This window comes from Deltaproteobacteria bacterium (genome assembly GCA_016180845.1).
In the GTDB taxonomy this organism is placed as follows: domain Bacteria; phylum UBA10199; class UBA10199; order JACPAL01; family JACPAL01; genus JACPAK01.
The window spans coordinates 241,539-266,304 of the sequence record JACPAK010000001.1 but is presented as its reverse complement, the minus strand read 5'-3'; the positions used below and the strand labels follow the sequence as shown (position 1 = coordinate 266,304).

25 protein-coding genes, 1 tRNA gene and 1 riboswitch are annotated in these 24,766 nt (G+C 52.1%); of the genes, 5 read left to right on the top strand and 21 right to left on the bottom strand.

Annotation, left to right across the window (positions count from 1 at the left end; translation table 11 throughout):
- The first annotated feature begins 17 nt into the window (after positions 1-17).
- Both HYT76_01380 and HYT76_01375 read left to right on the top strand, forming a co-directional pair.
- A complete protein-coding gene (locus HYT76_01380) occupies positions 18-647 on the top strand; it encodes a nucleotidyltransferase domain-containing protein (protein MBI2082197.1) in 630 nt (209 codons plus the stop codon).
- The gene (locus tag HYT76_01375; protein ID MBI2082196.1) at positions 628-1,053 is read left to right on the top strand and encodes a hypothetical protein; all 426 of its coding nucleotides are present in this window, start codon (positions 628-630) and stop codon (positions 1,051-1,053) included. Before HYT76_01380 ends, HYT76_01375 begins: the two co-directional genes overlap by 20 nt.
- On the opposite strand, the gene HYT76_01370 is transcribed toward HYT76_01375, so the two are convergent.
- Genes HYT76_01370 through HYT76_01355 form a run of 4 tightly spaced genes read right to left on the bottom strand, consistent with a single transcriptional unit; the run spans position 1,050 to position 5,457 of the window.
- Positions 1,050-2,168, bottom strand: a complete 1,119-nt coding sequence (locus tag HYT76_01370; GenBank protein ID MBI2082195.1) for a deoxyhypusine synthase family protein — start codon at positions 2,166-2,168, stop codon at positions 1,050-1,052. The genes HYT76_01375 and HYT76_01370 overlap by 4 nt on opposite strands.
- A gap of 31 nt (positions 2,169-2,199) precedes the next feature.
- On the bottom strand, positions 2,200-3,186 hold the full coding sequence (locus HYT76_01365) for a hypothetical protein (protein MBI2082194.1): 987 nt from the start codon (positions 3,184-3,186) through the stop codon (positions 2,200-2,202).
- Positions 3,187-3,194: 8 nt separating this feature from the next.
- Positions 3,195-4,067 (bottom strand): arginine N-succinyltransferase, encoded by an 873-nt coding sequence (locus tag HYT76_01360; GenBank protein ID MBI2082193.1) that lies wholly within the window; start codon positions 4,065-4,067, stop codon positions 3,195-3,197.
- Between the two features lies 1 nt (position 4,068).
- Positions 4,069-5,457 carry a M20/M25/M40 family metallo-hydrolase gene (locus tag HYT76_01355; protein MBI2082192.1) on the bottom strand — a complete coding sequence of 463 codons (1,389 nt, stop codon included), beginning with the start codon at positions 5,455-5,457 and terminating at the stop codon, positions 4,069-4,071.
- Positions 5,458-5,743: 286 nt separating this feature from the next.
- On the opposite strand from HYT76_01355, the gene HYT76_01350 reads away from it, so the two are divergent.
- Positions 5,744-8,551: a hypothetical protein gene (locus HYT76_01350; protein ID MBI2082191.1), complete on the top strand. Its 2,808-nt coding sequence runs from the start codon at positions 5,744-5,746 to the stop codon at positions 8,549-8,551.
- Between the two features lie 44 nt (positions 8,552-8,595).
- A tRNA-Pro gene (locus tag HYT76_01345) sits at positions 8,596-8,672 on the top strand.
- Here the strand turns inward: HYT76_01345 and HYT76_01340 are convergent.
- From HYT76_01340 to HYT76_01265, 16 genes are all read right to left on the bottom strand, one after another.
- Positions 8,651-9,829, bottom strand: coding sequence for a radical SAM protein (locus HYT76_01340; protein MBI2082190.1), 1,179 nt, complete (start codon positions 9,827-9,829; stop codon positions 8,651-8,653). The genes HYT76_01345 and HYT76_01340 overlap by 22 nt on opposite strands.
- A complete protein-coding gene (locus HYT76_01335) occupies positions 9,826-10,899 on the bottom strand; it encodes a radical SAM protein (protein MBI2082189.1) in 1,074 nt (357 codons plus the stop codon). The genes HYT76_01340 and HYT76_01335 overlap by 4 nt, the downstream gene beginning before the upstream one ends.
- Positions 10,896-11,630, bottom strand: a complete 735-nt coding sequence (locus HYT76_01330) for a sulfite exporter TauE/SafE family protein (protein ID MBI2082188.1) — start codon at positions 11,628-11,630, stop codon at positions 10,896-10,898. The genes HYT76_01335 and HYT76_01330 overlap by 4 nt, the downstream gene beginning before the upstream one ends.
- Positions 11,631-11,657: 27 nt before the next feature.
- Positions 11,658-12,563 (bottom strand): bifunctional molybdenum cofactor biosynthesis protein MoaC/MoaB, encoded by a 906-nt coding sequence (locus tag HYT76_01325; protein ID MBI2082187.1) that lies wholly within the window; start codon positions 12,561-12,563, stop codon positions 11,658-11,660.
- Between the two features lie 2 nt (positions 12,564-12,565).
- Positions 12,566-13,552 (bottom strand): GTP 3',8-cyclase MoaA, encoded by a 987-nt coding sequence (moaA, locus tag HYT76_01320; GenBank protein MBI2082186.1) that lies wholly within the window; start codon positions 13,550-13,552, stop codon positions 12,566-12,568.
- The gene (locus HYT76_01315; GenBank protein MBI2082185.1) at positions 13,542-14,120 is read right to left on the bottom strand and encodes a molybdenum cofactor guanylyltransferase; all 579 of its coding nucleotides are present in this window, start codon (positions 14,118-14,120) and stop codon (positions 13,542-13,544) included. The genes moaA and HYT76_01315 overlap by 11 nt, the downstream gene beginning before the upstream one ends.
- Positions 14,104-14,508: a molybdenum cofactor biosynthesis protein MoaE gene (locus HYT76_01310; GenBank protein ID MBI2082184.1), complete on the bottom strand. Its 405-nt coding sequence runs from the start codon at positions 14,506-14,508 to the stop codon at positions 14,104-14,106. Before HYT76_01310 ends, HYT76_01315 begins: the two co-directional genes overlap by 17 nt.
- 2 nt (positions 14,509-14,510) lie before the next feature.
- Complete coding sequence (locus HYT76_01305) at positions 14,511-14,756, bottom strand: MoaD/ThiS family protein (GenBank protein MBI2082183.1); 246 nt, start codon at positions 14,754-14,756, stop codon at positions 14,511-14,513.
- Positions 14,753-15,970 (bottom strand): molybdopterin molybdotransferase MoeA, encoded by a 1,218-nt coding sequence (locus HYT76_01300; protein MBI2082182.1) that lies wholly within the window; start codon positions 15,968-15,970, stop codon positions 14,753-14,755. Before HYT76_01300 ends, HYT76_01305 begins: the two co-directional genes overlap by 4 nt.
- Positions 15,963-16,099: riboswitch (molybdenum cofactor riboswitch) on the bottom strand. Its footprint overlaps the gene before it by 8 nt.
- Complete coding sequence (locus HYT76_01295) at positions 16,098-16,274, bottom strand: twin-arginine translocase TatA/TatE family subunit (GenBank protein ID MBI2082181.1); 177 nt, start codon at positions 16,272-16,274, stop codon at positions 16,098-16,100. (Overlaps the previous riboswitch by 2 nt.)
- 84 nt (positions 16,275-16,358) lie before the next feature.
- Positions 16,359-16,820: a hemerythrin domain-containing protein gene (locus HYT76_01290; protein MBI2082180.1), complete on the bottom strand. Its 462-nt coding sequence runs from the start codon at positions 16,818-16,820 to the stop codon at positions 16,359-16,361.
- Positions 16,817-17,467, bottom strand: a complete 651-nt coding sequence (locus HYT76_01285; GenBank protein MBI2082179.1) for a molecular chaperone TorD family protein — start codon at positions 17,465-17,467, stop codon at positions 16,817-16,819. Before HYT76_01285 ends, HYT76_01290 begins: the two co-directional genes overlap by 4 nt.
- Complete coding sequence (locus HYT76_01280) at positions 17,464-18,645, bottom strand: c-type cytochrome (protein MBI2082178.1); 1,182 nt, start codon at positions 18,643-18,645, stop codon at positions 17,464-17,466. Before HYT76_01280 ends, HYT76_01285 begins: the two co-directional genes overlap by 4 nt.
- Complete coding sequence (locus tag HYT76_01275) at positions 18,635-19,834, bottom strand: 4Fe-4S dicluster domain-containing protein (protein ID MBI2082177.1); 1,200 nt, start codon at positions 19,832-19,834, stop codon at positions 18,635-18,637. Before HYT76_01275 ends, HYT76_01280 begins: the two co-directional genes overlap by 11 nt.
- Positions 19,827-20,180: a hypothetical protein gene (locus tag HYT76_01270; GenBank protein ID MBI2082176.1), complete on the bottom strand. Its 354-nt coding sequence runs from the start codon at positions 20,178-20,180 to the stop codon at positions 19,827-19,829. Before HYT76_01270 ends, HYT76_01275 begins: the two co-directional genes overlap by 8 nt.
- Entirely contained in the window at positions 20,173-23,622 is a 3,450-nt protein-coding gene (locus HYT76_01265) for a molybdopterin-dependent oxidoreductase (protein MBI2082175.1), read from the bottom strand. The genes HYT76_01270 and HYT76_01265 overlap by 8 nt, the downstream gene beginning before the upstream one ends.
- 82 nt (positions 23,623-23,704) lie before the next feature.
- Here HYT76_01265 and HYT76_01260 point away from each other — a divergent pair, with 82 nt between their 5' ends.
- Entirely contained in the window at positions 23,705-24,121 is a 417-nt protein-coding gene (locus HYT76_01260) for an Rrf2 family transcriptional regulator (GenBank protein ID MBI2082174.1), read from the top strand.
- A 2-nt stretch (positions 24,122-24,123) separates the two neighbouring features.
- On the opposite strand, the gene HYT76_01255 is transcribed toward HYT76_01260, so the two are convergent.
- On the bottom strand, positions 24,124-24,726 hold the full coding sequence (locus tag HYT76_01255) for an isochorismatase family protein (GenBank protein ID MBI2082173.1): 603 nt from the start codon (positions 24,724-24,726) through the stop codon (positions 24,124-24,126).
- Positions 24,727-24,766: the final 40 nt, after the last annotated feature.

The following is a 24,766-nucleotide window of genomic DNA, read 5'->3' as shown; positions in this document are numbered from 1 at the left end:
TATATACTAATAAAAGTATGATCTTCTCGAATTTCCTCGATGAGATTTTGGGAACAAAGATGAAGGTCAATATCTTGAGGAAGCTTGCTGCTGGCAACCCCCTCTCGGGGCGTCAGATTGCGATCCAGATAGGGATGGGGGTGTGGTCCTGTCATCAGGCTCTGAAAGAACTCCTGAACACAGGGGTTCTTGAACTCACGCATGCTGGCAAGAGTTTTCTCTATAAAATGAATAAGGGTTCCTACCTTGTTCGAGAGATCCTGGTCCCACTTTTTCAAAAAGAGAAAGATGCCTTTCATCACTTCATGGAGAAGATTCTTCATCCGCTCAAACCTCTTGCCGAATCGGTGATCCTCTTTGGGAGTGTCGCCAGGGGTAACGAGACCACTTTTTCCGGCATCGATATTTTGGTGGTTGTCTCAGACGAAGAGGGGAAGAGCGATGTTCAGCGGATCCTGGCCCAAAAAAGGCTTCCCCTCCTGACGGAATTTGGAGGGAATCTCCTTGTCCCTTATGTTCTGAGCGTTTCTGAATTAAGAAACAAGATCTCCCAAAATCACCCCCTTATGGGCAAAATATATAGTGAAGGGAAACTCCTTTTTGGGAGGGGAATAGAGGAATACAGAAATGATACGGCCCGTTCTTAGAAGAAAATCACACCAGAGACCTGTTTCGCCTGAAGAATGGAAAACCCTCATCAAGACCGCTATCGATCATTCCAGGATGGCAGAACATTATCTCAGGCGAGGAGATTTTCATCAGGCAACCCTTTCATGGATACAGGCCGGTTATTTGCTGGGAGAAGCGGTCCTGGCCCATGTCAGCGGGATTCGGACGGCGAGCGAAAGACATGGAGAGCTATGCTATCTTCTTCTTCGGCTCTATTCACTCTCAGAGGATGGGCAAGCGATCCGCTGGCTCGCAGAGCTTTTTGACTTGAAAATTCTTGCCGGCTGGGAGGGACGAAAACTCGCAGAAAACGAAGCGATGCTCTCCTCAAAAAAATTTCATTCGTTTTATCAATGGGCACGGACGAAACTTCCAATGCATTAAGGAGAAACTTTCAAGGTATTTAGCCTGTCTTTTTCCCACTGCAGCAGGAGCGATTTTCGATTTTTGGTCAGCTCTTTTTGGAGGCAATATCCGACCAGCAGGGGGAGGGCGACGGACGGTTCCACAAACGCCATCGCGCGGGTTGATTTCGCATTGATCTTTCCCCACGAGGTCGCCTCTTCGAGTGTGCTTCCAGAGAGCCCACCCCAATGTGGGACATCGGTCGTGATTTGGAGGGCATAGGTATGACCTCCAGTCTCACGGCCAAAGATGTAGCACATGACGACGCTATCATTAATATAGTTCTTCGGGACCCCCCCGGCGACATAAAAGGCGGCGGTCTTTTTGGATTTCTCAACAATCTGGGTGAGTTCGTAGTTATCACGAATCGAATCAATCGAAAGTCCCTTGCGCCCCTCTTGAGAACAACGATGGTAATGTTCGGTCAGTCCGATCCCGATCGAGGAATCATTGATGGCCGGCGCAAAAACGGGAACTCCTTTTTTGACAGCGGTTGCCAAGAAAGAGTCCTCGTCTTTCAAGACGGAACCAAGCTTTTCCAGGAAGGCTCGTGAGGAGTAATTGCCCGGAGGAAGTGTGTCGGCAAATTTCCCGACCCAACAATCGGTCTCCCAAAATTTTTCCTCATCGACGTAGGTGTCGTAAATGCGGTCAATATAATGATCCCGCAGCTTGGCGTCGTCAGCGTTTGGGGATCCTTTATAATGACGGTAACCACGCGCCTGATAAACATCCTGATAGATGATCGCCCCTGTAGAGACGACGACATCGACGAGACCATACGCAATCATGTCACGGATCACTTTTCTTAAACCGGCAGCGATCAAGGGACCCGCAAGTCCCAGAAAGACAGTGGGCCGATCCTTGTCGGCATAGAGATTCCGCAGCACCTCCGCACACTGACCGATCCGCCTCGCCTGGATCGACATCCCTCCGAACGCCTCGATCAGATCGGCGATCGTTTTTGTTTTTTCAAGATCGATCGGTCGAATCTCTTCCGAGAGGATATTTTTCTTTTCCTTCTTCTTGATGGGATCTTTGAGATGAATCAGCGGTAAACTTTCTATCTCAGGTGCTGTGCCGTTTCGCGACATGATTTATTATTGATTTTCTGGTGAGCTATTGTCAACGAAATAGGTGTTCTTCTCGAAATTTTTGTATCGATGGAGTCACTTGACTCGTCTCATCGATCAACTCCCCCAAATCTCCGATCATACATTTCACTGCACCGCCCCCCTTTTTTAAAAATTCGGAGACATTGATCGGGAAAGGTTGAACACCACGCGTTTCAATTTCTTTCAAAAGAATATGACTGGCTCCTTCAGGGACAATCAGTTTCAAACCTTCCTTGGTTCGAACCTGAAAGGAGTTTGTCGCATAGAAAAAGGCATCTCGTGTGGAGAGAGGGATTAGTCGATCCCCGAAGATCTTGACGCACCTCTCGCGGGATTCGGGGGCGAGTCCTTCCAGATAGACGAGCAAGAATTCCCGTTTTTCACCAAAAGAACAAAAGATAGTGTCGCCGTGATAGTGGGACTCCTGCAGCAATTCAAAATCATGGACTGCGGAAACACCGAGATAGGGACGGAGCTCCTGAAGGGCGTCCCGTTCCGTGCGAAAGCCATAGACCCGTTTCCAGGGGGGGAGTCCAAGTTTTGGGGTGAAACGTTGTTTCACAACCCCTCCGTAGGTAAAAATATGTTCCGAACCGACGGGGAAAAGTTCCGCCTCTCCTTCGAAGCGGTGTTTAATCGTGACGACGGCGAAGCCGAGCCCTCTTAAAAAGTCGCGATAGATCGGGCATTCCCCCGCCCTGGAGGGGAGGAGATTGGAGAGGATGAATTTCTTTTTTTGGATCGGAATTTTTTCCTCAAGCTGACTCAAAAAACCGGCATTGGCAGGGTAGACGAGGCCAGGATTATTCGGAGAAGAGGGGATGACAAAGACCTGGATGCCGAAGTCGGTCAAAACTCGAGCGAGTTGTCTCCACTGCTCGGCTGCCTTCGTCTGATCAACAAACTTTCTGCGGCCCCACCAGTCTCTCGTGAAAGGATTCGCCCCTCCTGAGATATGAAAATGTGTTGGGTCGCCCATCAGGATCGCGTGTGACATAGGTTTCCTTAATCGATTTCTATCTTCAGTGAACTTTTGTTAAAAAGGGATTCAACCTTGTCGATCTTGATCGACTGTTTCATCGCGCCGTAATGTGGACCTCCATCAAACGGATCGATCTGACTAAGATAGGTGAATCCGATCTCCTCTAACATCTTGGCTACCGGTTTTGTTTCTGGGCCGACTTCACCGATCAGTGCACGAGCCTCATCCGGCAAAAAGTTAGCGTAGAGATCTCCTTCAGGAAAGAGAGAGGTGATGAAGCTTTTGTCCTCTCGAGAAATACGGTCCGCTTCATGATAATCGACTTCCGTAAACTTCCTGCCAAGTGATTCCCAAAAAAGTGACTTCCCATCCGGCGTGAGTGGAGGGAGGAGTTCGACGAGCAGACGATCCATAAATTTTTCGGGGTGACGATGAATGTACAGAAATCTTACGAAAGAGATCTGTTTCCCCAATTTTTCGGGGTGGCCCCGATAGGCGGGATCGAGGATCAAGCCACCCAGCTCGGTACTCCCCTCCGCATCGAGGCGGAGTCGCAAGATTTGGTGCTTGAAGACCTTGTTCAGACGTCGATATGCCTTCTGAACCTTGAGCACCTCAAAATAGTTGTGGGGTGACTCCGGAGTTCCATGACGGGCAATGATCAGTGAGCATCCGATAATCTTTTCCTGATCTTTATCTCGCAAAACAAAAAGGTATTCCCCTTCATCTCTGTCATCCAACTGGTTGGAAAAGGATCGGCTGGAAAGCTTGATCAGATGTTCAATCCCCTTCGTATCCGCAGGGAGGGTCAGGAAACCTCTGGCTGAGAGGGATGACGAGAGACGGAGAAGATCCCCGGTATCTGGCAAGCTGGCAGGTCGGATGAGAAAGCTCATATTAGCAAAACCTCCTCAAAAGGACCCCATAGAACTCAACCGCCTTTTTCAATTGCGAGATTTCATTCGACTCATTCGGCTTATGGATGTTTCCCGTAGAACGTCCCGGGCCAATCACGATCGCCTCAGCCCCCATCTGACTCACGATCGCCCCTTCTGTATTCCCCGCCTTCGCATGAAACTCCACGGGAAGACCGATCTCTTTTAATGAAGAAGAGACATGCCGGACAATTTCCGACCTCTCCGAAGTATCCATCGGCGGATTTGAGGAGATTACCTCAAGTGAGGCACCCGAAAGATGGGAAATTTTTTGAAAGATCTCGAACAGTTCATTCCCATTCGTGGCGGGGATTAACCGAAAATCAAATTCCATCTCTATCCGATCTTCTTTTGTCTTTAAGACGCCGACGTTGCCCGTGGTGATTGGTGGATCAAAAAGCGAGTCGGTGTTTTCTCCTAATCTTTCCTGCGCTGTCTGATAAAGGCCCCAAAAGGTCTTCAGGAATTCGATCCGTGGGCATGGTTTTTCTCCGCTAGTAGTTTTCAGCATACAGGTTTCAGGGACAATATTATGTACCGTCCCGCCGTTGATTTCGGCCAATTGAATGAGCGGATTTTTTTTCTGTTCCTCGAAGAGCCACTCGAACGCCTTAAAGATCGCGTTTTCACCGAGGTGGGGGGTCGAGCCATGCGCAGCGCGGCCATGAAAAATGTTGGTTTTCACAAGGGCGGGTCCTGTCTCGGGTTCCGCCCACCCGTGCTCACCCGTTGCGCGCGGGCGGGCGCCCGACCCGAGCCACCCGCCCTTCAAATCAAAACAAGCTTGCATATACAAAATCCCCTTATGCTTCAGCACCGGCTTTAATTCAGATGGCTCCCCGATTAATGCAAAACGGGGTTTGACCCTCCCCGAAAGACGCAGTTCTTTAATCCCGGCGAGCGCCCGTTCTTCCCCGTAGGAACCGACGAGGCAGAGGGGGATCTTGATGTTTTTGACGCCGACCTCTTCGATCGCCTTTAGCTTGCAGAGAAAATCAAGCTTCGTATCGGCACTTCCGAGGCCATAGATTTTATCCCCTTTGATTGTTGCCTGAAAAGGTTTCCCTGACGTCTCTGTCCATAAGGCAGGGTCTCCGGCCGGGACGGTATCGAGGTGGGTGACCATCAAGAGCCCATTTGGACAGAGATCTTCCGATCCGTCCGGTACTGTATGTGCGATCAGATTCAGCTCATCAAAACCGGTTGGTTTGGAAGGGGGCCGAAGGGTTATCTGGAGGCCTGCCTGTCGGCAAAGGGGGACAAGGTGCTCGGCCAATGCTCGAGTTCCCTCATTGGTCAAGGATCGGATCCCGATGATTTTTTTGGCTTCTTCGATGAGGTTCCATGACATGGTTTCCGACTCCGTTTCCAACCATTTTACCCTCCGGCTCTTGCCTTCGGGTACTTCCTCACCGGCCCACCTTAGCGGGCGCCCCGGTTCGGTCGCCGCAATCCACCCGCCGCAGGCGGGTACCCGGACTTGGTCATGGGGAGAGACGCTATATTAATGATAGAGGGAAATCAATTGTGGGTTTTTTTGGGTCTCGTACTTTTAGGGGGTACAAAAAATCTGAATCGATTGGAAAAGCAGCCGATTTAGCCGAAACAAACATCGAAGTCAGACGACACAGAGATAAATGTCAGAGGCACTGAGAAGCATACCTAAGGCCGATTCCGGTTACGCAGCCGCTGAGAGATTGTATCATGAAAGGCATCCTCAGTCCGGGGTTGACGCTGAAAGGACTTTTTCAAGAATTGCAGATCATTTCAAAGACCCTTTCAGCCTTGCCTATCAATTCGTGATTTCCCATTGGGGAGAATTCCTCTTTTATGGGACACAATATCTTCTCACCCGTTCCGTTCGTTTTCGATCAAAAAAGTCTCTTTTGCTCCCAGCCATATTTGCGGATGAGATCGGTACGAGCCTTGTGTCGGCAAATTTCCGCGAATATCGTGATTCGGAAACAGGGCAAATTGAAAAAGATGGTAATTATGGAGAACGTGTCGTTTGCGAGCTGACGGAAGGGCTCCCCGCCCGGTTCCTCTTAATGGGTGTTGGAAAAATGTTTGAGAAATTGATGGGTCCGCTGGGTTACTTGATCGGTTCGATATCTCAGGGCGTTGTCATGACGGGAGGAGGGATACTGGGAGAGGGACTTACGACATCGATACTTGGTTCCCAGATTCAGGCGACCCCATGGACCCTTGAGAGTTTCTATTTTCGTTGTGTTGACTCGCAGGTGACAATGCTCTTTGGCCGAGGTTCAAGATCTCTCGAACGACGTCTCGGTTTTGATCCAGATCAGGTTGGCAACAGTATTGTTAATCGATCTCGCTTAACCCAGTTCCTTACGAGGGATCCTGATTTAACGAAGATTCAGGCTGCTGTCTCGGAGTTTGGGGATCAGGCGGATTTTTGGCCGCTCCGCCTCTTTGAAGATATCAAAGCTTCTTTTGTGGAAACGGGGCAAGTGGGGGAGGCATTTTTAGCAGCACGAGGGGTTCCCTTGAGTTCGGGTAAGGAGCTTGGGGGCATTCATTATTCCAAGTTCTTCGAGGATCCTTCAAATCCCGACCGGTGCGTTGTTCTCAGAAATCCACGGGGAGCGATGGACACGAGGATTGTTAACCTTTTCGCCGAGATTGAATGGATGGAGAGATTGAAAGGACTGCCGTTCCCAATTGATTCGCCAGAAATCATAAAAGATTCTGAAGGTCGTGCGATGCTCTTTGGGAATGAAGGTGACTATACTCATCGGTGTGGCTTTGCGGTGTCAAGGAAGTGGCATGAGTGGGTTGTCTATCTGAATGCCCATGGGACGAACGGTTCAGTTGAGGTGAGTTCGCTCCGCAATGCCTACCGCGCGCTTGCCTATATAAGTCAGGTGGTTCCGGAGCAGCTGAACCCTGTCGCTGTTGATCTGCTGATGGCAGGGGTTCGGCATCCCGATCACTCCATTGCGCTCCTGGCCGCGGAGGGGTTGGGGTGTGCCTTGAAAGAAAAAAGATTCCGACATCTGGCCGATTCGATTTGGAGAGACTTGAGAATTCGACGGATTGGATTCGGCCCAATGCAGGGCCATCGGACCTCCACTGTCCCACGGTTCATGAAGACTTTTCTGCATCACTTCCCTCAAGAGCCGCAGACCGTGACGATACGGGATCTCTCTTTCTCAAGGGAGGTGATGACTTTGGATGACTTTTTGGCTCGAGAGGGGATTCGGGAGAAAACACCCCAGAAGAGTGGTCGGACAGATCTCTATGCCGATCCCCGCACGGGAGGGTTTCTTGCGATTAAGTATGCACACACCGTCCATTTGGGTGGAAAGCCTCAGTCGGGAGAAGATCTCGTTCGTGAGCTTCAATGGTTAGAGGTGACGAAGAATTTGGGATTACAGAGCCATTTACCGGAGCCTATCAGAGACGAGGCGGGTCGACCTCTTCTTCTGACAATCAATGGTCGGGAGGCGATCGCCTTTCGAACAGAGAGGGACTACTATCGTCAGCTTGCCGATCCTTCCACTTCGGATGAGGATTTTTTCAAAGGGCTTAGGATGGCGATCCACGATGCTGCTCTCTTGGCGCGTCACGGTGTTTTTCATACAGCGCCTCTCGTTGCGTTTCATGCCCAGACAATACACTACGGTGGCACTTACCAAAGGGCCAGGGATGATGGGCGTTATATCCCTTCGCCCGATATTGTTTTCCCGACGATGGCCTTTGGGATGGGGAAGCTCTCGGATTGGCGTGGCGTCCTGAAATATGCCAATCTCGGGGTCACTGGCTTAAGGGATTTTGAAGAGTTGGCTAATCTCTCTGAGATTCAAATCCCAGGCAAGATGACAAAAGATCATTATGTCTCGGTCAGCGAACATGCCTGGGAGAGACCTCACTTGAGCCATGCCGATTTTGTAGAAAGGGCGAACAGTTCCCCGATGGCTCGGGCTCTTCTCCTCTTTGAGAGTTATTTTGCCCTCCATCTCCTTGTTGGACAGCGGATGGTGACCCAACACGACGGACGCGAGCTCTGGAAAGAGGATCGCCGGCTTGCCCTCTATGCCGATCGGCTCCTTGAACTTCATGCCGAGGGGTATTCGACGCTCATGGGAATTTCTTCGGAGAAGGCAAGAAGCGTCCTTCAGCAGCGCGGGGATTGGCAGCGACTTGCCCGCAATCTTGCCTTCTGGATGTCACCTGCCTACGTCCCTTTTGTCCACCCTGATGCAAGCCCACATCATTTTCCTCATGGGATCTTTCATGAGCGGACAGAGATTGTTACAGAAGACGGGAATCGATTTGGGCACTACCCTCAGAGTTATTATGATCCAGAGATCGGCTATTATGAACCTAAAGCCCTTCCGGAAAAATTACCCAATTTGGGTCCATTCTCCGGTGCCTTTCCGATTGCCCAGATTGAGGAACTTATTTGGGGGTCTCTTTTCTAAATTTTGACTTGCTCCTCGGAGTTCAGATGATAACCTCAGCAAATCGGGGCGTAGCTCAGCCTGGTAGAGCGCTTGGTTCGGGACCAAGAGGTCCAGGGTTCAAATCCCTGCGCCCCGACCAAATTCTTCACCTGTAAGGTAACAGGCTGGATCAGTCGCCCAGCGGTCGCCGGTCAGTAGCTCTGCCCGAACGCGGAGGGATCCACCACAAAGGTCAAGATAGGGACAACTCGCGCAACGTCCTGTCAGAAATGATTTTCGATTCCTGAGACCCGCGAGAAGCGGTTCGCGCTCATCACGCCAGATTTCAGAGAAGGGACGTTTGCGGACATTGCCGAGGGAGTAGTGCATCCAGAACTGGTCGGCGTGGACATGCCCAAGAAAATCGATACAGCCAATTCCAACGCCAGAACTCTTGAGCGCCCCTCCATTGATCTTGAGGAGTTCGTAAATCTTTGCCGCCCGTGCAGGGTCTTCCCGGAGGAGTTTCAGGTAGACGAAGATCCCATCGACATGATTGTCGACCGTCAAGATCTCCTTTGGAGTCCCTCGTTGAAACCACTTCTTCGTCTTCTCGCAGATCAATTCAACCGCCTGTCGTATCTCCTCGGATGTCGGGAGGTCATCGGCCATCATTCGGCCTCGCCCGGAAGGAACGAGGTGGTAAAAACAGGCGCGGTCGATCTTCTCCTCTTCGATCAAGTCGAAGATCCGTGAGAGTTCGGAGATATTGTGTCGTGTCAGCGTCATCCTGAGGCCGACCTTTTGACCGATCGATTTCAGATTTCGGAACGCCCGAAGCGCCCCCTCGAAGGCACCGAGCTTCCCACGAAAGAGGTCATTGGTAGGACCGATTCCGTCCAGACTGATCCCGACATAGGCGAATCCACTGTCATAGATCTTTTTTGCCATTGAATGATTGATCAGTGTCCCATTCGTCGAAAGGGTAAATCGGAGACCCAAGGAACGACCATGCGCGACAAGTTCAAAAAGATCGCCCCTCATCAAGGGTTCTCCGCCGGAGAGCAAAACAGCGGGGGCCTTGAAGCCGGCTAAATCATTTAGCAGTCTTTTCCCCTCTTCCGTCGTGAGCTCACCGGTGTAGTTTTTATTTTCAGAATCGCTGTAACAATGCAGGCAATTGAGATTGCACCTTCGGGTGGTATTCCAGACTACGACCGGCCGGATCTCGCTTAATTTCGTTTGTTTGTGGGCCCCATAACGAAGTCGATCACTTTCCGTCTCATGTCCGCAGTAGAGTTTGGACACGTTGATCATCGGGCCCTCCTTCTCATGGCAACCGGTTCATAGGCACAGTACGGCTCCTCCGCGAGAAAATTTCCTGTGGCGTAATAGGCGCGGGCCCGGCAGCCTAGACAGATATTCTTGAACTCGCAGAGCCCACACTTTCCTTCGAGAAGATCGGTGTTTCGGAAGCCTTCCCAGACGGGTGATTTTTCCCAGATCTCACGGAACGATTGATGACGGATATTCCCAGCTGGAACTGGAAGGTAGCCACACGGGAAGACGTCGCCCTTGTGCGAGACGAAACAGATGTCGGTGCCGGCCAAACAACCACGGGTAAAGGCATGCATCCCCTGTTTCTCCCCCCCGATTGGGCGGTGCTCTTTTTTAGCTCGTTGATTCACTACCCGAAAATAGTGCGGCGCGCAGGTCGCCTTTACAAACATCTTTTTTTCCTGAGCCCGATCATAGATCCAATTTAGAACCTCCTCATACTTCTCGGCTGAGAGCATGTGGCTATCGGCGATTGACATCCCGCAGCCGACCGGGACCAACATGAAGAGGTGAAACGCATCCGCCTGGTGCTCGAGGGCCAATTGATAAAGCGGATCCAGTTGATGGACGTTATGCTGAGTGATCGTGCAGTTGATCTGCAGACTGATCCCTTCCTGCCGACAGAAGGTCATTCCCTGAAGGGCTCCGGCGAGAGAGCCAGGTTGTTTGCGAAAATCATCATGCGTGCTTGGATCACTTCCATCAATGCTGATTGCGACACGATGGATTCCCGATTTTCGGATTTTGGAAGCGACATCGCGATCAATCAGGGTCCCGTTTGTCGCGAGCGCAACGGTGAGTCCCTGCCAGTTGGCATACTGCGCGATATCGAAGATATCTTTTCGAATCAGAGGTTCACCGCCGGAGAGGACGAGAATGCAATGACCCACTTCTCTTAATTGCTGAATAAAGGTGAAGGATTCGGCGAGGCTTAAGTCATCTCGCATCATCTCCGTGGCGACATCCAAACGGCGGCAGTGGATACAGGCGAGATTGCATCCCGTCGTTGTTTCCCAGAAGAGGAGTCTGAGTGAGGGCTTGATGATCATAAAAATCCGTTCCAGAGAAGGCGGCCTGCCACAAAAAAGATCAGAATTGATGTGATCCTCTGAACGGCAAGTTTTGGGATCTCGCGGGATCCGAGCCGACTTCCGATCTGACCCCCTAACAATGCTGCCACACCCAGAGGAATGATGAAGATCATCTCCGGAAGAACGCCACTTTTCATGATCTGTCCTGACAACCCTGCCAGGGAATTTACGAGGATGAAGAAACTGGCTGAGGCAGCGGCCCCTTTCGCATCTGTCCAGTGAAGGAGACAGAGGAGGGGAGAGAGAAAGATTCCTCCACCGATCCCGACAAGCCCCGAGAGAAGACCAAGAAGGGCGCCGATGGGCAACCCGATCAGAAGAGATTTCTTCCATCCGATGGAACCTGAGGCGGAGTAGGCCTTTTCTGCGAGGAGCATCCTGACGGCGGCGGCGAGAAGGGAAAAACCTAAGAGAAGTTGAAAAAATTCCTTCTGAATCGGAATCCGTCCTCCGAGGTAGGCGAAGGGGATCGAGGTTAGGACAAATGGAACTGTTTTTTTGAAGGAGAAGTGCCCTTCCTTTATATAGAAGAAACATCCCCCCGTCACGACAATCAGGTTACAGATGAGGCCGATCTTCGGGATCGCCTGGTAGGGGATTGAAAAGAGAACCAGCAGGGCGAGATACGTTGATCCGCCTCCAAGTCCGACTGTTGAGTAGATGAGGGCCGTTAAAAAAAATAGCGGCATCAAATAAAAAATCGGGTCTGGCATATTTTAATGTCTTCCCCCCGTCATCATATTGAAGGCATGCAGCACATTCGGAAAGATTGCTCGTATCGATTCTCTGACACCATTGGAAGAGCCGGGGAATGTAACGATGAGTGTGTTTCTCCTGACGCCCACAACTCCACGTGAGAGCATTGCGTACGGTGTTCGTCTTTGGCCGAAGACTCGCATTGCCTCGGCGATGCCTGGCACCTCCCGCTCGCTTATCTCCCGGACCGTCTCTACGGTGACATCTCTGGGCCCTAGCCCTGTGCCCCCTGTGGTTAGGATGAGTTGAATTCCCTCTTCGATCCAGGACACTATCTTTTGGCGAATTTTTTCCTTCTCATCGGGGACGATCTCATAATGCTGGACTACGACGGGAAATTTCTTCATCTCGTCCACAATGAATTTGCCCGATTTGTCCGTCTTCTTTCCCTCTGAGACAGAGTCCGAGGTGACGAGGACAGCGGTTCGAAGAGGGGTGAGAAATTTTTCCTCAAAATCGCTCTTCCCTCCATGTTTTTCGACAAGTCTCGTTTCGCCGATGGCCACTTCTTTATCGATTCCCTTGACCATGTCGTAAATCGTGAGGGCAGCAATAGAAGCTGCTGTTAACGCCTCCATCTCAACACCAGTCCTTCCAACTGTCTTCACTTCAGAGCGGATGAGAATTCGCGAATTTTCAGGTTCAAATGAAATAGTGACAGAATCCAGAGGAAGTGGGTGGCAATAGGGAATCAGTTCCGATGTCTTTTTTGCCGCCAGTACCGCTGCGGCTCGAGCAATCGGAAGAACCTCTCCTTTAGGAGTCTCACCACGAACTGCCCTGTCGATTGTCTCTTTTTTGGCAATCACCTTTGACTCGGCGACAGCGGTTCGAAGGGTTTCGATTTTATCCGAGATGTCGATCATGTTTATCCTCCAATCCCATACATACAGGGGGTTTGAATGGTTTCATCCTGTATGAAATTCTTGTGACTCTCTCGCTTCCCCTGCAGCAGATGAACAATCTCTTCAGCGACCATTTTATCGGAATAATTCGGATTCCGAAGAAGGTCCCTCAGAGAAAAACTTCCATCGTACGCCAGACAATCCTGAAATCGCCCGTCGCTTCCGATCCGAATTCGATTACAGCTCTTGCAAAACGGTTGAGAGACCGGGCTGATAAATCCAATGAGGGTTCCCAGCTCCCTGACCTTATAATAGACAGCCGGTCCGCTCCCGATCTCCAGACGGGCCGGCAGGAGCGAATATTTTTCTTCCAGTCGGGATCTCAAGCTCTCTATCGGGATGAATCGCTTCCCCATCATCTCGTGTGCCGGTCCGATCGGCATTAGTTCAATCAATCGAAGGACCAGTCCCTTCTCGGCAGCGAAGAGCAGGAGTCCCTCAACCTCATCGTCATTGATCCCCTTTTGAATGACGGCATTCAGTTTGATCGGTTTTAGGCCTGCCTTCTTGGCCTCTTCGATTCCATCGAGGACATTCTGGAATTCTCCCCAACGTGTAATCTTCCTGAATTTTTCCGGAGAGAGGGTATCCAGGTGGATGTTGATCTTTTCGAGGCCGGCATTTTTCAGTTCCTGCGCCACCGGTTTCAAAAGGATGGCGTTTGTGGTCATCAGCACCTCTTGAAGACCTGGAATTTCCTTCAGTCTTTTTACCAGGCTTGGGACGTCCCTTCGAACGAGGGGTTCGCCCCCTGTGAGCCGGACACGACGGATCCCGAGAGGGACGAGGATCTGAACGAGCCGAGTGATCTCTTCAAAGGTCAGGATGTTTTCCTTCCCCATCCTGGGAACTCCCTCGAACGGCATACAGTACTGACAGCGGAGATTACATAGATCGGTTACAGAGAGGCGGAGGTAGTCGATCTGTCTTTGAAAACCATCAACGAGCATACCTCTCCTCCAATTTTTTGAGTTCCTCAGCGGTATTGATCGCGGTCCAGGAATCCCCCTTGACCGGGATCCATTCGATACACGGTATATGAAAACAGAGCTCCTTTACGGAAAGCCTTCCTTCGCCAAGGCTCTTGCAGATCTCCGGGAGGAGTTTGCGGGAATAGACTGCCATCAGGAACTCACGGATGCCGTCGTGAATCGGTACAACCGCATCCGCTTCCTCTGACTTCTGGATGATTCCCGAGATGACTTTTGGATCCAGCAGTGGCATGTCGCAGCCGACAACAAAGATTCGATCGTTTCTCGTCTCTCGGAGGGCGGTGTAAATTCCTCCCAACGGTCCTAAGTAGGGTTCGAAATCTTTCACAAGGGGGAGATGCAGGCGTTCGTAAATCTCCGGCGTGTTGGTGACGATCATCAGGTCATGGAAGAGCGGACTCATGACATTCAGAACCCGATCGATCAGGGGGATCCCCTGGAAAAGGGCGAGCGCCTTGTTGGTTCCGAAACGGCTTGATCTCCCGCCCGCTAAAATAACGCCGGTCACATCATTGATTTTCGGCATAGGCAAACCTCTCTTCTCTGGCCGGCAACCCACGCTTCCAGATCGGCACCCTCTCTTTGATCTGATCGATGATAAACTGGCAGGCCTCGAACGCCTCTTTTCGATGCGCGCTTGAGACGGCAATCACAACAGACGGCTCGCCGAGACCGACCCAGCCATAACGATGGACAATGGAGATTTTGAAAAGAGGCCATTTCTTTTTTGCTTCTGTCGAAATTTTTTCGAGGGTCTTTTGGGCCATCCCCGGATAGCATTCGTAGAAAAGTCCAGAAATCTCTTCCTCTTTTCGAATCGTTCCAATGAAATGAGCGAGGGCCCCTGCCTCTTTCGCAAGGATTGATTGAAGAACTTTCGAAACGTTGATTGCCCTTTCGGTTATTTCAATCATCTCTATCCTCCGCTAACAGGTGGTATAAATGCGACTTCGTCACCTTCGTGGACGACCATCTCCGGCTCGACATATTCCCAGTTCACGGCAAACCGGATCGATCGCGCTAGTTTCTCCGCGAGTTCCTTGTCCTCAAACAGATCAAAAAAAACTTCTTGAACGGTTTTTGGAGAATCAAGATTGGTTTCCATTTCTCCGGTGCCAAAGTAATGATGAAGCAGTGAGAAAAAACGGAGTTTTATCTTCATAGTTCCTCCAAAAATGTTTCGAATTCGACTGTTTCTCCGGCGCGGATCTCCTCTTTTTCAGGAGGGACGATCAAGATCGCATTAGCTCGAGCGAGTGGAAGAAGATGGGCTGATCCTTGCTTCCCGGCGGAGCGGGCATGGGATCCATTGCCAGACGATTCAACGATTCCTCGGAGATAGTTTTCCTTGCCCAAGCTCCCAGACAGAGTTTCGGTAGCGACCGCGATCCCTCGTCTTCGTAAAAAATTATTTGCCCCCATCATCTTGAGGAGTGCCGGTCGGACAAAGCGCTCAAAAACCATTAGGGCGGAGACCGGATTCCCTGGGAGCCCAAAGATCGGTTTCCCTTTCCAAGTGGCGAAGAGGAGCGGCTTGCCTGGTTTTATGGAGACCTTGTGAAAGGCTATTTCGGCACCGATCCCCTTCAGGACCTGAGGGATAAAATCAAAATCGCCGGTGGAAACCGCCCCGATTGTTATCAGCGCATCCGCCTCTTCTGAGGCTGTGAAGAAGGTTTTGAGATCAGAGACGACATCCGCGGAGGAGACGACTATTTGAGGGATAATATCGATTTCTTGTAACGCGGCCGTCAGTGCAGGGCCATTGCTGTTATAGATCTTTCCATCGTGCAGAGGGTGTCCGACGGCGGTGAGTTCGCTTCCGGTTACGAGGATCTTGATGTTCGGATGCCTGAAAACCGGGATTCGATAAACACCTAATGCCGCCAGGAGCGCAATCGTACGAGAGGTGATCTTTTCTCCGACATCGAGAATCCTTTGATCCTTTTTTACATCCTCACCGGCAAGGCGGATATTGGAACCTGAGGGAACTGGTTTTATGATTCTTACCTCAAGGGGGGTGTGAACAGCCTCTTCAAAGGGCACGACGGCATCGGCACCATCCGGAACGGGAGCCCCCGTCATGATTCGGAAATATTCGCCTGATTTGAGAACGGCTTGAGAGGGAGCATCTCCAGCAGCGATTGTCCCAACAACTTTTAATGTGACCGGGTTTTGGGCCGAGGCAGTTTTCGTATCGCCACTTTGAATTGCAAAGCCATCCATAGCGGCGTTGTCAAAGGGTGGAAGATCGATCGGGGCAGTGATCGGCTCTGCGAGGTATCGGTGCAGCGACAGGGACAGGGGGACCTCTTCGTTTCCAAGCCGGCTTGTTTTTTCGAGGATAATGTTTTGCGCTTCATGAGCGGAAATCACACCGGGCTCCTTTCCAATTCATCCCGCAGCAAGCGGGAATCGGGAGGCAGCGCCGTTTCCCGCGCTACCCCGTCCCTGCGACCATGCCCTTCGAGGGGTTTAGGTCGGAGGGATCGGATTCTAGAGTTCAGGGCGTCAGACTCTTCTTGATCTCTTCTCCTTCCTTCTCGACCTCCTTGACCCCTTTTTTGAAATTCCTGAAAAACTCCGCCAAACTCTGACCAAGCTTCGGGAGTTTCGAGGGGCCGAAGATCAAGAGGGCCACAACAACAATCGCTGCTATTTCCCAAGGTCCAAGACGCATAAAAACCTCCTCCAATTAATGACGATTATCCAAAGAAGGGGGAGCCACAGAAATGACTGCAGACAGCTGTCAACATGATCTTCGTCAGCAACAGGTTTCATAGCGTTCCGGGGGTATGTCTTCCATCCTCTTGAAAACAGTTTCCTTCTCTTGATCTGTTAGCAAGCGATCGATAGCCGGATAGAGGATCTCCTCCTCCTTCACGTTATGTTGTGTCAGGACGGTGACGAGTCTCTCCTCTGACTCATCGGAGTTCGGGTCTTTTTTGGCGACCTTCGCGTGGATGCTTTCGAGCGCGTCACGGATCTCACGATGCTCCATTCGCATGACAGCGGTCGGGCTACCATCCCTCATCCCCGTCTTTTGTTCAAAGAAGGGGAAGAGGATATCCTCCTCCCAGATGATATGTCTCTGGAGACCAAATTTAAATTCAACGAATGCCACCTTCGCCCTCCCGAAATCAGTTCTCTTGGTTGACTGGAAGGTCTTGAAGAGACCGTCCAGTCGGTCATGGTCTTTTGCGTAATAGTCGGTGATACTTGTCATGAAAGTTCTCCTTTACACCCTGTCTCACTCCCACACTCAAACTCCGTGGCAGAAAGCGGCTCCGGATTCCATCCGGTGACCCTTTCCGGTTGCACGTTCAGACGCTCGCATTCGGATTCAATCAATTCAAAAAGCGATTGACCAACTTGTTTGTAAAAAGGAAGGTGTGCCGATTTTGCGATCTGATCTCCGAAATAAGAGCCCCAGCGTCCCAGGTGGTCCTGAAGAAATTTGGCTGCGGCATCCCGGCAGATCTCGGCTTGTTCGGTCTTTCCCGCATCCATGGCTCTTTGTTCCTTAAGGGTGATCCAATACATCAATTCCAGCTCGGACCCGATAAAGTCTATTCGTTCAGGGGGCGTGTCTGTCGTCTCAACCCCAAAGGCATGACAAAAGCCGGCGATGTCTGCCATACGCTGTGTCTTGAAGAAGATATCTTTATGCCCATATTCGGTTTCATAGGGAGGAATCCCGCCCGCCACGCTTAAGGAAAAAAGCCGCGTATGTTCCGAAAGCAGTCCTTCTAATGAGGTGCCCTTGAGGATGTCCCGAAAGGAGTCTGTTTTTCGAAATATCTCGAAGAGAGGCTCATCCGGGCGACGAAAGCAGATGGCAAGAATTTTATAGAGGTCCGATGGATGGTTCATTGCAGACTCCTCAAGTATTCGACGACATCGTTGTAATCCTTTTCTGGGATCTGATCGCCGAAGGACGGCATCGTCGAGGTCCAGGTCTCTGGGTCGAAGTAACCGGGCGCCGGGACAATAACGGCGTTCGGATCTTTGATCGACTCGAGGAGATACTCCGGACGATGGATCGAGCCGGCATGTGCCAGATCCGGGCCGACGTCATTGGCTGTCGGGTTGTTCGGAAAGTTGTGGCAGGAGACGCAGCCCATTTCTGTGACGAGTTGTTTGCCTCTCTTCGGATCGGCACCTGGCAGGGGGCCGATGATCAATGAGTTGAGCAGGTCTGGCGGGACCGGTTCTCCTTCAAAACGGAGAAATCGCCACCGGGTCAGACCCTTCATTCCGTTTCGATTCTCCTTCGCCCCATCCCAGATGGCGAAGGTGACCGGATCTATCCCTTTCCCACCGGCGCGTCGTACCCCCTTGACCACGACATGCCATCGTCCCTGATTCCAGATCCCATTTCCGGTTAAATTCTTGCCCGGTATCGACGTGAGCGTTCCGAACCCCTCAGCGAGAAGGTTTTCAACGGGACTTGTTCGTTTCATCTGTGCCATCGGGGAGCCGGCCTCGTCAGCGGTTCGATGGGGGATAGGAGAAATATTCGGTACCATCCCTGCATGAGCTTCGCCGACCCCTTGATAGCCGTGGTTGACATCCTCTTGCCAGCTTGCCTTCCAGTGCCAGATAGCCATCGGACGCCCCTTGTTTCCCATTCCGATGTAAGGAAGCGAATCGGCATTTTTGAGGTTCGGCGCAAACCCGATCGCGACCGCATCGCGAAATTTTGTGACACCTGCCTCGCTCTCACTCCGGGTCGGGTCACTCCAGGAGATCAGGAAACCGATCTCTTTGCCGGCATAAAGCACACGAACGGAGATATCGGTTCTTTGAAAGACGGGGGTTTTGGGGGAGAGAGAGGTTTGTGAGACGAGTGGAATTATTGATTCCGGTGTTGTTTGCCATGCGGGATCTGTGGGGTCGGTAGGGATTTCCCCTTTTGCTTGAGCGACGGTGATCAGGTTCCCCTCTTGAGAGAGCTTGGACAAAAGCTCCTCCGCCATCGGATCTGTTTTGGCTCCAGCCGCACAGCCAAAAACGAAGGCAATAAGGGGGAGAAACAACTTAAACAGCATTGGTTCGCTCCTTGGGTCGGATATGAACCGGCTCCTCTACCGTCGTTCGGAAGATTTCTTTCCCATCCTCTGCGAAGGCGATGATCGTGTCGTTGTAGAGAGAAAACGGCTTCCCATGAACAGTCGTCTCAAAGACCTTCGGCCCTTCTTCAATCTCATAGCGGAAGATGATCTCCTGACTCCGCCGGAAGAGTTGAAGGACCGCCAGCAATTCGCGATCGGGTGCCAGGTATCTGTCGATCGCCTCATCGACGCCCTGTCCAAACATCTGATGGAGGTAGGATTTCGGAACCCAACGTGGCGGGATGTAGTAAATATTCGGTTCCGTCCCGAACTGCGGATAGAGCGGGAGGGCGATCTTCGTTTTCTTGATGAGATAGTAGAGCGGACTTTTTTGGTTTTCGGTCCAGCTGCCGTCCTTGTTGATATCGACCAGTCCCTGCAAACGAATCTGTCCGACACAGGCCGACATGCAGCGGGTCTCCATCCGCCTTCCCTTGAGGAGGGGGTCTTTTCCCTCGATCCTTGGGTAACAGGCGATGCATTTTTCCGAGACGCGCGTCTCGGCATTGAACATCGGTTTCTTGTAAGGGCAGGCCTCCATACATTTTCGGTAACCTCGACAACGCTCTTGATCGATCAGGACGATCCCATCTTCCGGCCGTTTATAGATCGCCTTGCGCGGACAAGCGGCCAGGCAGGCAGGGTAGGTGCAGTGGTTACAAATTCTCTGGAGGTAGAAGAACCAGGCCTTATGCTCGGGGAGACTGACCCCTTTTCCGGAAAGGCCCAAGGCAGAACCGGAATCGTATTTTGTGGAGGTATCTTCGTAGAGATTCGGTGCCTTCCATTCCTGATCGTCCGGCAGATAACCCAAGACCCTCTCTCCGCTGGGAGCCGCCTCAAAGATCGTTTTTTCTCCGGTCGGATCCGCCTTGGCCAGGAGAGAGAGGATTTTCAGATCCCAGTTGCGTGGATACCCTCCGTAAGGCTTTGTCTCGACGTTATTCCACCACATATATTCCTGCCCCTTCGAGAAGGTCCAGGTCGACTTGCAGGCCATCGAACAGGTCTGGCAGGCGATGCAACGATTCGTGTTAAAAACGGCGGCGAATTGCCGTTTCGGATGGATCTCGTCATACGGATAATCCATCTCGCGCCCGATCTGCCAGTTGTACACCTTAGCCATGTCTCACCTCATGGATCAGGCTCTTCACGAAGGCCTCACCCTTCTTTTGCAAAATATCATGCGTGCCTCTGTAAAAAGGTTCCTGAAAGAGACTGAAGATTTCTTCGTCACTCCATCCCATCATTAAATATTCCTCGATGAACGTCCGGGCCATCTGATCGTAGAACCGGTCATCCGCCGGCACGTCGATAAACTGCTGGACCATCTCAAACGGGTCTTCTGGATCGGGGGGAACGCTGCCCCTTCCGCAAGCGGAAGAGGGCCCCTTCCCCCCGGTCCCCTCTCGCTCCGGACTGGCAAAGCCAGATCCTGCACTCGCCGACACTTTGTTTTCCTCTTCAGCCATTTTTGATAAACCTTCCTGCGAGATAGATCTGCATCTCTCTGTTTTCATCTCCGGGCGTGTGGCCCGTCGTCGCACCCTCCCACTTTCCCTTGCCTCCGAGCCCGCCATCCTCCGCCTTGACCACGCGAACCAGCGTTTCCTTCGGGACGGTATTGATCATGTGGTTGTCCGCCTCGCCGCCGAAGAGAAACCTCTGCCCCAATCTTGCCTTGTGAAAGAGGGTGTCGGTTTGGTGCATCGGCATCGCCCATTCGCGCGTGATGCTTTGCTGGGAACCGTACCGGAAATTTGCCTGGTAGCCGGTCTCCGAAAGCGCCCGGCCGTCAGGACGGGTTTCGTGGGCCTTGACGGTCTTTTCCGTCGCGATCCATGTCCCATGTTTGATCATTATCACGTGATAGGGATAGGCCGGATTGTACTTCGCGCGGAGCATGAGACGCGCCACCTTATAAAAGGGGTCGTCCGGCTTCCAACCAATGTAGGGTCGGTCTGCAGGGTTGGCGTCGACATAGACATAATCACCGTCGTTGATCCCAAGGTCCTTCGCCGCCTGCGGATTGATATGGACTTGATGATCGGCAGCGTCCGGTTGCCGCTTGTCCTCACGCAACTGGTCGGCGAAGTTGCTTGCCCAGACACGATTCCAGGTGACATTGGACCACTGCGAATGGACGGTGTGCCGCGTCTTCGGGGTGACACAGTAAAACTGAAACCCCTGCCTCCAGAGCGGATTTTCGGTCCCCTTGAGTTGTTGCCAGGACATCTTGATATTGCGGACGTGACGCGCCTCCGCCTCCATATCGTCCGGTGGGATTCCATAATCTTCCGGGCGAACCAGGGGATTGGTGGAAAGGATGGCGTTGGGGAGGTAAGGGGTCGCCTCCGGTCCCTCGCGGTGGACAATAAAATTTTCCCCGTATTCGATCGCCTCCGGGATGTCGCAATAACTGTTGAGTCTGCCGGTATCGGTAAAGAAAGGCTTGTCCTCGTGGACCTGTTCCCAGAAGGGGATGCGGGGATAGGTCCTGTAGAGCATCAGGGCAGCCCCCGGTTCCCCATATTTCCCTGTGATAATGTCATCGAAACGGTAACCGTGGAGTGTCATCGAGGCATCGAGGAGTCTCTGGATATAAACCTCTGTCTTTTTCTGGTGGACAAATTTCCAATAATCCTCAAACCGCCGGTCGCCCAAAATTTCCCCCAACCGCTTCGCAACTCCCGCGAGGATCTGGACGTCGTCTTTTGTATTGAGAGGAGGCTTGAGCGATCCCTTCCAGATCTGGAGGAACGGATTGGAGCAGGAGCTGGTGACCTCGTAGTTTTCGATTTCCGCCCACCAACTGGCCGGGAAGGCGATGTCGGCATATTCGATCGTTCCGTTCAGTTCGACATCCGTCACGGCGATCATGTTGCAGGTCGGCAAGACGTTCTTGATCACCTGGTAGGCCCACTTCGAATTATTAATGTGATTCACGTTGGTGAACCACATCCCCTTCGTCGGAGAGGGCATGTGGGTCTTTCCGGTAAACATCTTCCGACCAAACTTTGGGGTTTCAACGATCAGCGGATGATCTCCGTGCGCCCAATAAGAGGCCCCTTCCTCGAGGGCGTAGTTTTTAACCTGCACGTCCTTGCCGGGAGTTTTGGAATCAAGCGTGGGATGAAACGGGTCCTCGGCGACCCAGACACCCAAGCCAGCGCCGACACCCGGAGCCGCCTGAAAATTGGCCGATTTATAATTGCCCGCCCAGGTGAATGAGCCAGCCCCCTGCTGCCCGATGTTTCCGGTCAGCATGAGCGGGAGCAGCGTCGCTCGATTCACCTCGGTCGCATGGAACCAGTGATTGATCCCCTCACCCATATGGATCGCGGCCGGTTTGATTGTTGCAAGGTCCTTCGCCAGCTGTTCGATCAACCCTTTCGGTGCCTGAGTGACTTCGGCGACGGTGTCGAGGTCGTAGTCCTTGAGGTGGATCTTGTACGCCTCCCATAGTGTCGTTGTCTCGACAGTGGTTCCATCGGCCATTTTGACCATGCCTCTCCATTCGAGAACCGGATCGATCCCTTTTTCCTTCAGATGGTTTCCGACGTCGTCACGCGTGACCGCCTTGAAATCGCCGGAGACGGTGTCTCGCACGACAAAATCTCCCAACTGCCCGTATTGTTCCTTCGTAAGACCTTGCTCCTTGAGGCTTGCCCCCTCGGGACTCAACCCCGGCTGGTATCCGGGGAAAACCTCGGCGGCATGCAGGCGTTTGAGGTTGTCCGTCCGGACCAGAAGCGGGAGATCGGTAAATTTTTTGACGAACTCGGCATCGTACCACTTCCGGTCGATCAGGATCTTCGCAATCCCAAGAAAAATTGCCGCATCGGAGGCGGGTCGGACCGGGATCCAGTAATCCGATTTGGTTGCGGGTGGGCTGTATTCCGGCGTGATTGTGACGACCTTCGCCCCTCGCTCAATTGATTCGATAAACCAGTGGGACTCCGGCATCTTGTTCTCGACGAGGTTCTTGCCGCATTGGATATGAAGCTTCGTAAAGCGGAGGTCATTAAAATCGCAATCGGAGGTCTGGAGTCCGTGGACAAAAGGATAGCCGGGGGCTTGGTCCCCATGTTCGGTGTAGTTGTCCCAACTCCGCCCCCCCTTCGCCTCTTTTTCTTCTACGCCACGGAGGTGGCTGTCGACCAGCGCCATCATGTTCGAGAAGCGATACATCCCGAACTTTCCGATGACCCCGAGGAGTCCCATCCCACCGCGGTATTTCAGGGTGCGCATCCCCGATCCCTCCATCCGCTGGATCATCTCGGGAACGTATCCCTCTTCGGCAAGCCGTTTGGCCCCCTCGTCACCATTGTACATAGTGGCAATCGCAATCATCGCCCGAGCGGCCAGATCATACGCCTCGTCCCATGCGATGAATTGGAGTTCGTCGCTTCCGCGACTGTCAAACTTGTATTTCTTTTTGAGTTCCGGGGTCAGATAGGGACAGCCATCCTTGACCCACGCACGCCATCCCTTGCGCACCACGGGATCCTTGAGCCGATTCGGACCGTACATCCGTTGTGCCAGGGTATACCCCTTCGGACACATGCGTGGATTCCAGTTCGGGGAGGCCTTGTTGCCGTAAAGATCGGAATATCTCTGGACATCATAGTTCTGCTCTGTCCGGACCAGGATCCCATTGCGGACAAAGGCCCGCACGCGACAGGCATGGGTGTCATTCGGGGAACAGACAAACGTGAAGGAAGAATCGTATCGATATTGATCCCGGTAGACCTTTTCCCAGTCGCGTGAAGGATAAAATTCGAGCGGGTTATCAACCCCGACAATCGGTTTTAAATAGGCGTAGGTGCTGGACGATAAAAGTGCATAAGCCCCTGCACCTAGCCCTGCCTTTTTTAAGAACTCACGCCGAGAAAGGGGATGTATTTTGGACATCAAGGTCCATTATCGAGAAGTCGTGTCTCGAGAGAATGATTCGAATCAGCCGATCACATGATTGTGGTCAGGTGATTTCGGTATGGTTCATCTTAGAATATTTTTTATGCAGCTTCCGAAGACAGCAGAATATGCGTTGCGAGTGATGGTTGAGATCATGAGACAGGGTGTTGATCGAGGGATTAACGCCAGCGACCTCGCCCGATTAACCCATGTTCCCCTTCCTTTTCTCTTTAAAGTCTTGAGATCGCTCGTTCGCAAGAGACTTCTTCTCTCCCGCAAGGGGCCTGATGGCGGATACCGACTCGCCTCTCCCCCGGAATCAATCCGGATCGATGATATTTTAAGGGCCATCGGTTATCCATCAGGGGACGGACATTGCATTTTTGGCTGGAAGCGGTGCGGAGGGGCCCACCACTGTCCCCTCCATTCTTCCTGGAAAGAGGTCAAGTCAGCCTTCCGGAAGTGGGCGGAAGGAACGACGATCGATCAGATCTGAATCTATTCCCCGACAGTCACGCGACCCTTTTCCGGGACAAGCTCTTCCTCGGAGACCAGATGAGCCCCGGCCCGTTTCATCTCGTCCAGCGCCTTAGCTCCTTCTGTAGCGGAGCCTCGGGATTTTACCCCTTCCTCAATGACGAAGACCTTGAATCCCCGTTTGAGACCGTCAAGAACGGTTTCTTTCACACCATACTCGGTCGTGAATCCCATCACGAAGATCCGGCGGCACCTCTTTCGAAGCAGCCAGGTTGCAAGCTCGCTTTGTTCAAAGACCGAGAATGACTCCCCATCCTTTTTTGGTCCCCTCCGAATCGTGAGGTCGAGATGTTGATTGGCGAGGAGGGGATGGAGATCAGCCCCGGGGGTCCTTTCAATGCAGTGTCCAGTTTCGTAAACCCCCTCCTTCTGGTGGGTGAACTGTTCAATATAATGCCAGTCCTGCGTGGCGACGATCAGAGGGAAGAGACTCATGACGGAGAGCAATGGCTTCAGGATCTCATCGGCCCCCTTGACCGGGAAGAATCCCCCTTCAAAGAAGTCTTTCTGGATGTCGATTAGGATGAGGGCATCGGTCGGTTCGACAATGGTTTCTTTCACCATAAGACACCTCCCTTTTTTCAGTATTCTTCAAAACTTAACT

What these genes read in the sequence shown, in the direction of transcription:
- HYT76_01380 (MBI2082197.1), top strand. Translation starts at nt 18, where the DNA reads ATGATCTTCTCGAATTTCCTCGATGAGATTTTGGGAACAAAGATGAAG.
- HYT76_01375 (MBI2082196.1), top strand. Translation starts at nt 628, where the DNA reads ATGATACGGCCCGTTCTTAGAAGAAAATCACACCAGAGACCTGTTTCG.
- HYT76_01370 (MBI2082195.1), bottom strand. Translation starts at nt 2,168, where the DNA reads ATGTCGCGAAACGGCACAGCACCTGAGATAGAAAGTTTACCGCTGATT.
- HYT76_01365 (MBI2082194.1), bottom strand. Translation starts at nt 3,186, where the DNA reads ATGTCACACGCGATCCTGATGGGCGACCCAACACATTTTCATATCTCA.
- HYT76_01360 (MBI2082193.1), bottom strand. Translation starts at nt 4,067, where the DNA reads ATGAGCTTTCTCATCCGACCTGCCAGCTTGCCAGATACCGGGGATCTT.
- HYT76_01355 (MBI2082192.1), bottom strand. Translation starts at nt 5,457, where the DNA reads ATGTCATGGAACCTCATCGAAGAAGCCAAAAAAATCATCGGGATCCGA.
- HYT76_01350 (MBI2082191.1), top strand. Translation starts at nt 5,744, where the DNA reads ATGTCAGAGGCACTGAGAAGCATACCTAAGGCCGATTCCGGTTACGCA.
- HYT76_01340 (MBI2082190.1), bottom strand. Translation starts at nt 9,829, where the DNA reads ATGATCAACGTGTCCAAACTCTACTGCGGACATGAGACGGAAAGTGAT.
- HYT76_01335 (MBI2082189.1), bottom strand. Translation starts at nt 10,899, where the DNA reads ATGATCATCAAGCCCTCACTCAGACTCCTCTTCTGGGAAACAACGACG.
- HYT76_01330 (MBI2082188.1), bottom strand. Translation starts at nt 11,630, where the DNA reads ATGCCGCTATTTTTTTTAACGGCCCTCATCTACTCAACAGTCGGACTT.
- HYT76_01325 (MBI2082187.1), bottom strand. Translation starts at nt 12,563, where the DNA reads ATGATCGACATCTCGGATAAAATCGAAACCCTTCGAACCGCTGTCGCC.
- moaA (MBI2082186.1), bottom strand. Translation starts at nt 13,552, where the DNA reads ATGCTCGTTGATGGTTTTCAAAGACAGATCGACTACCTCCGCCTCTCT.
- HYT76_01315 (MBI2082185.1), bottom strand. Translation starts at nt 14,120, where the DNA reads ATGCCGAAAATCAATGATGTGACCGGCGTTATTTTAGCGGGCGGGAGA.
- HYT76_01310 (MBI2082184.1), bottom strand. Translation starts at nt 14,508, where the DNA reads ATGATTGAAATAACCGAAAGGGCAATCAACGTTTCGAAAGTTCTTCAA.
- HYT76_01305 (MBI2082183.1), bottom strand. Translation starts at nt 14,756, where the DNA reads ATGAAGATAAAACTCCGTTTTTTCTCACTGCTTCATCATTACTTTGGC.
- HYT76_01295 (MBI2082181.1), bottom strand. Translation starts at nt 16,274, where the DNA reads ATGCGTCTTGGACCTTGGGAAATAGCAGCGATTGTTGTTGTGGCCCTC.
- HYT76_01290 (MBI2082180.1), bottom strand. Translation starts at nt 16,820, where the DNA reads ATGACAAGTATCACCGACTATTACGCAAAAGACCATGACCGACTGGAC.
- HYT76_01285 (MBI2082179.1), bottom strand. Translation starts at nt 17,467, where the DNA reads ATGAACCATCCATCGGACCTCTATAAAATTCTTGCCATCTGCTTTCGT.
- HYT76_01280 (MBI2082178.1), bottom strand. Translation starts at nt 18,645, where the DNA reads ATGCTGTTTAAGTTGTTTCTCCCCCTTATTGCCTTCGTTTTTGGCTGT.
- HYT76_01275 (MBI2082177.1), bottom strand. Translation starts at nt 19,834, where the DNA reads ATGGCTAAGGTGTACAACTGGCAGATCGGGCGCGAGATGGATTATCCG.
- HYT76_01270 (MBI2082176.1), bottom strand. Translation starts at nt 20,180, where the DNA reads ATGGCTGAAGAGGAAAACAAAGTGTCGGCGAGTGCAGGATCTGGCTTT.
- HYT76_01265 (MBI2082175.1), bottom strand. Translation starts at nt 23,622, where the DNA reads ATGTCCAAAATACATCCCCTTTCTCGGCGTGAGTTCTTAAAAAAGGCA.
- HYT76_01260 (MBI2082174.1), top strand. Translation starts at nt 23,705, where the DNA reads ATGGTTCATCTTAGAATATTTTTTATGCAGCTTCCGAAGACAGCAGAA.
- HYT76_01255 (MBI2082173.1), bottom strand. Translation starts at nt 24,726, where the DNA reads ATGGTGAAAGAAACCATTGTCGAACCGACCGATGCCCTCATCCTAATC.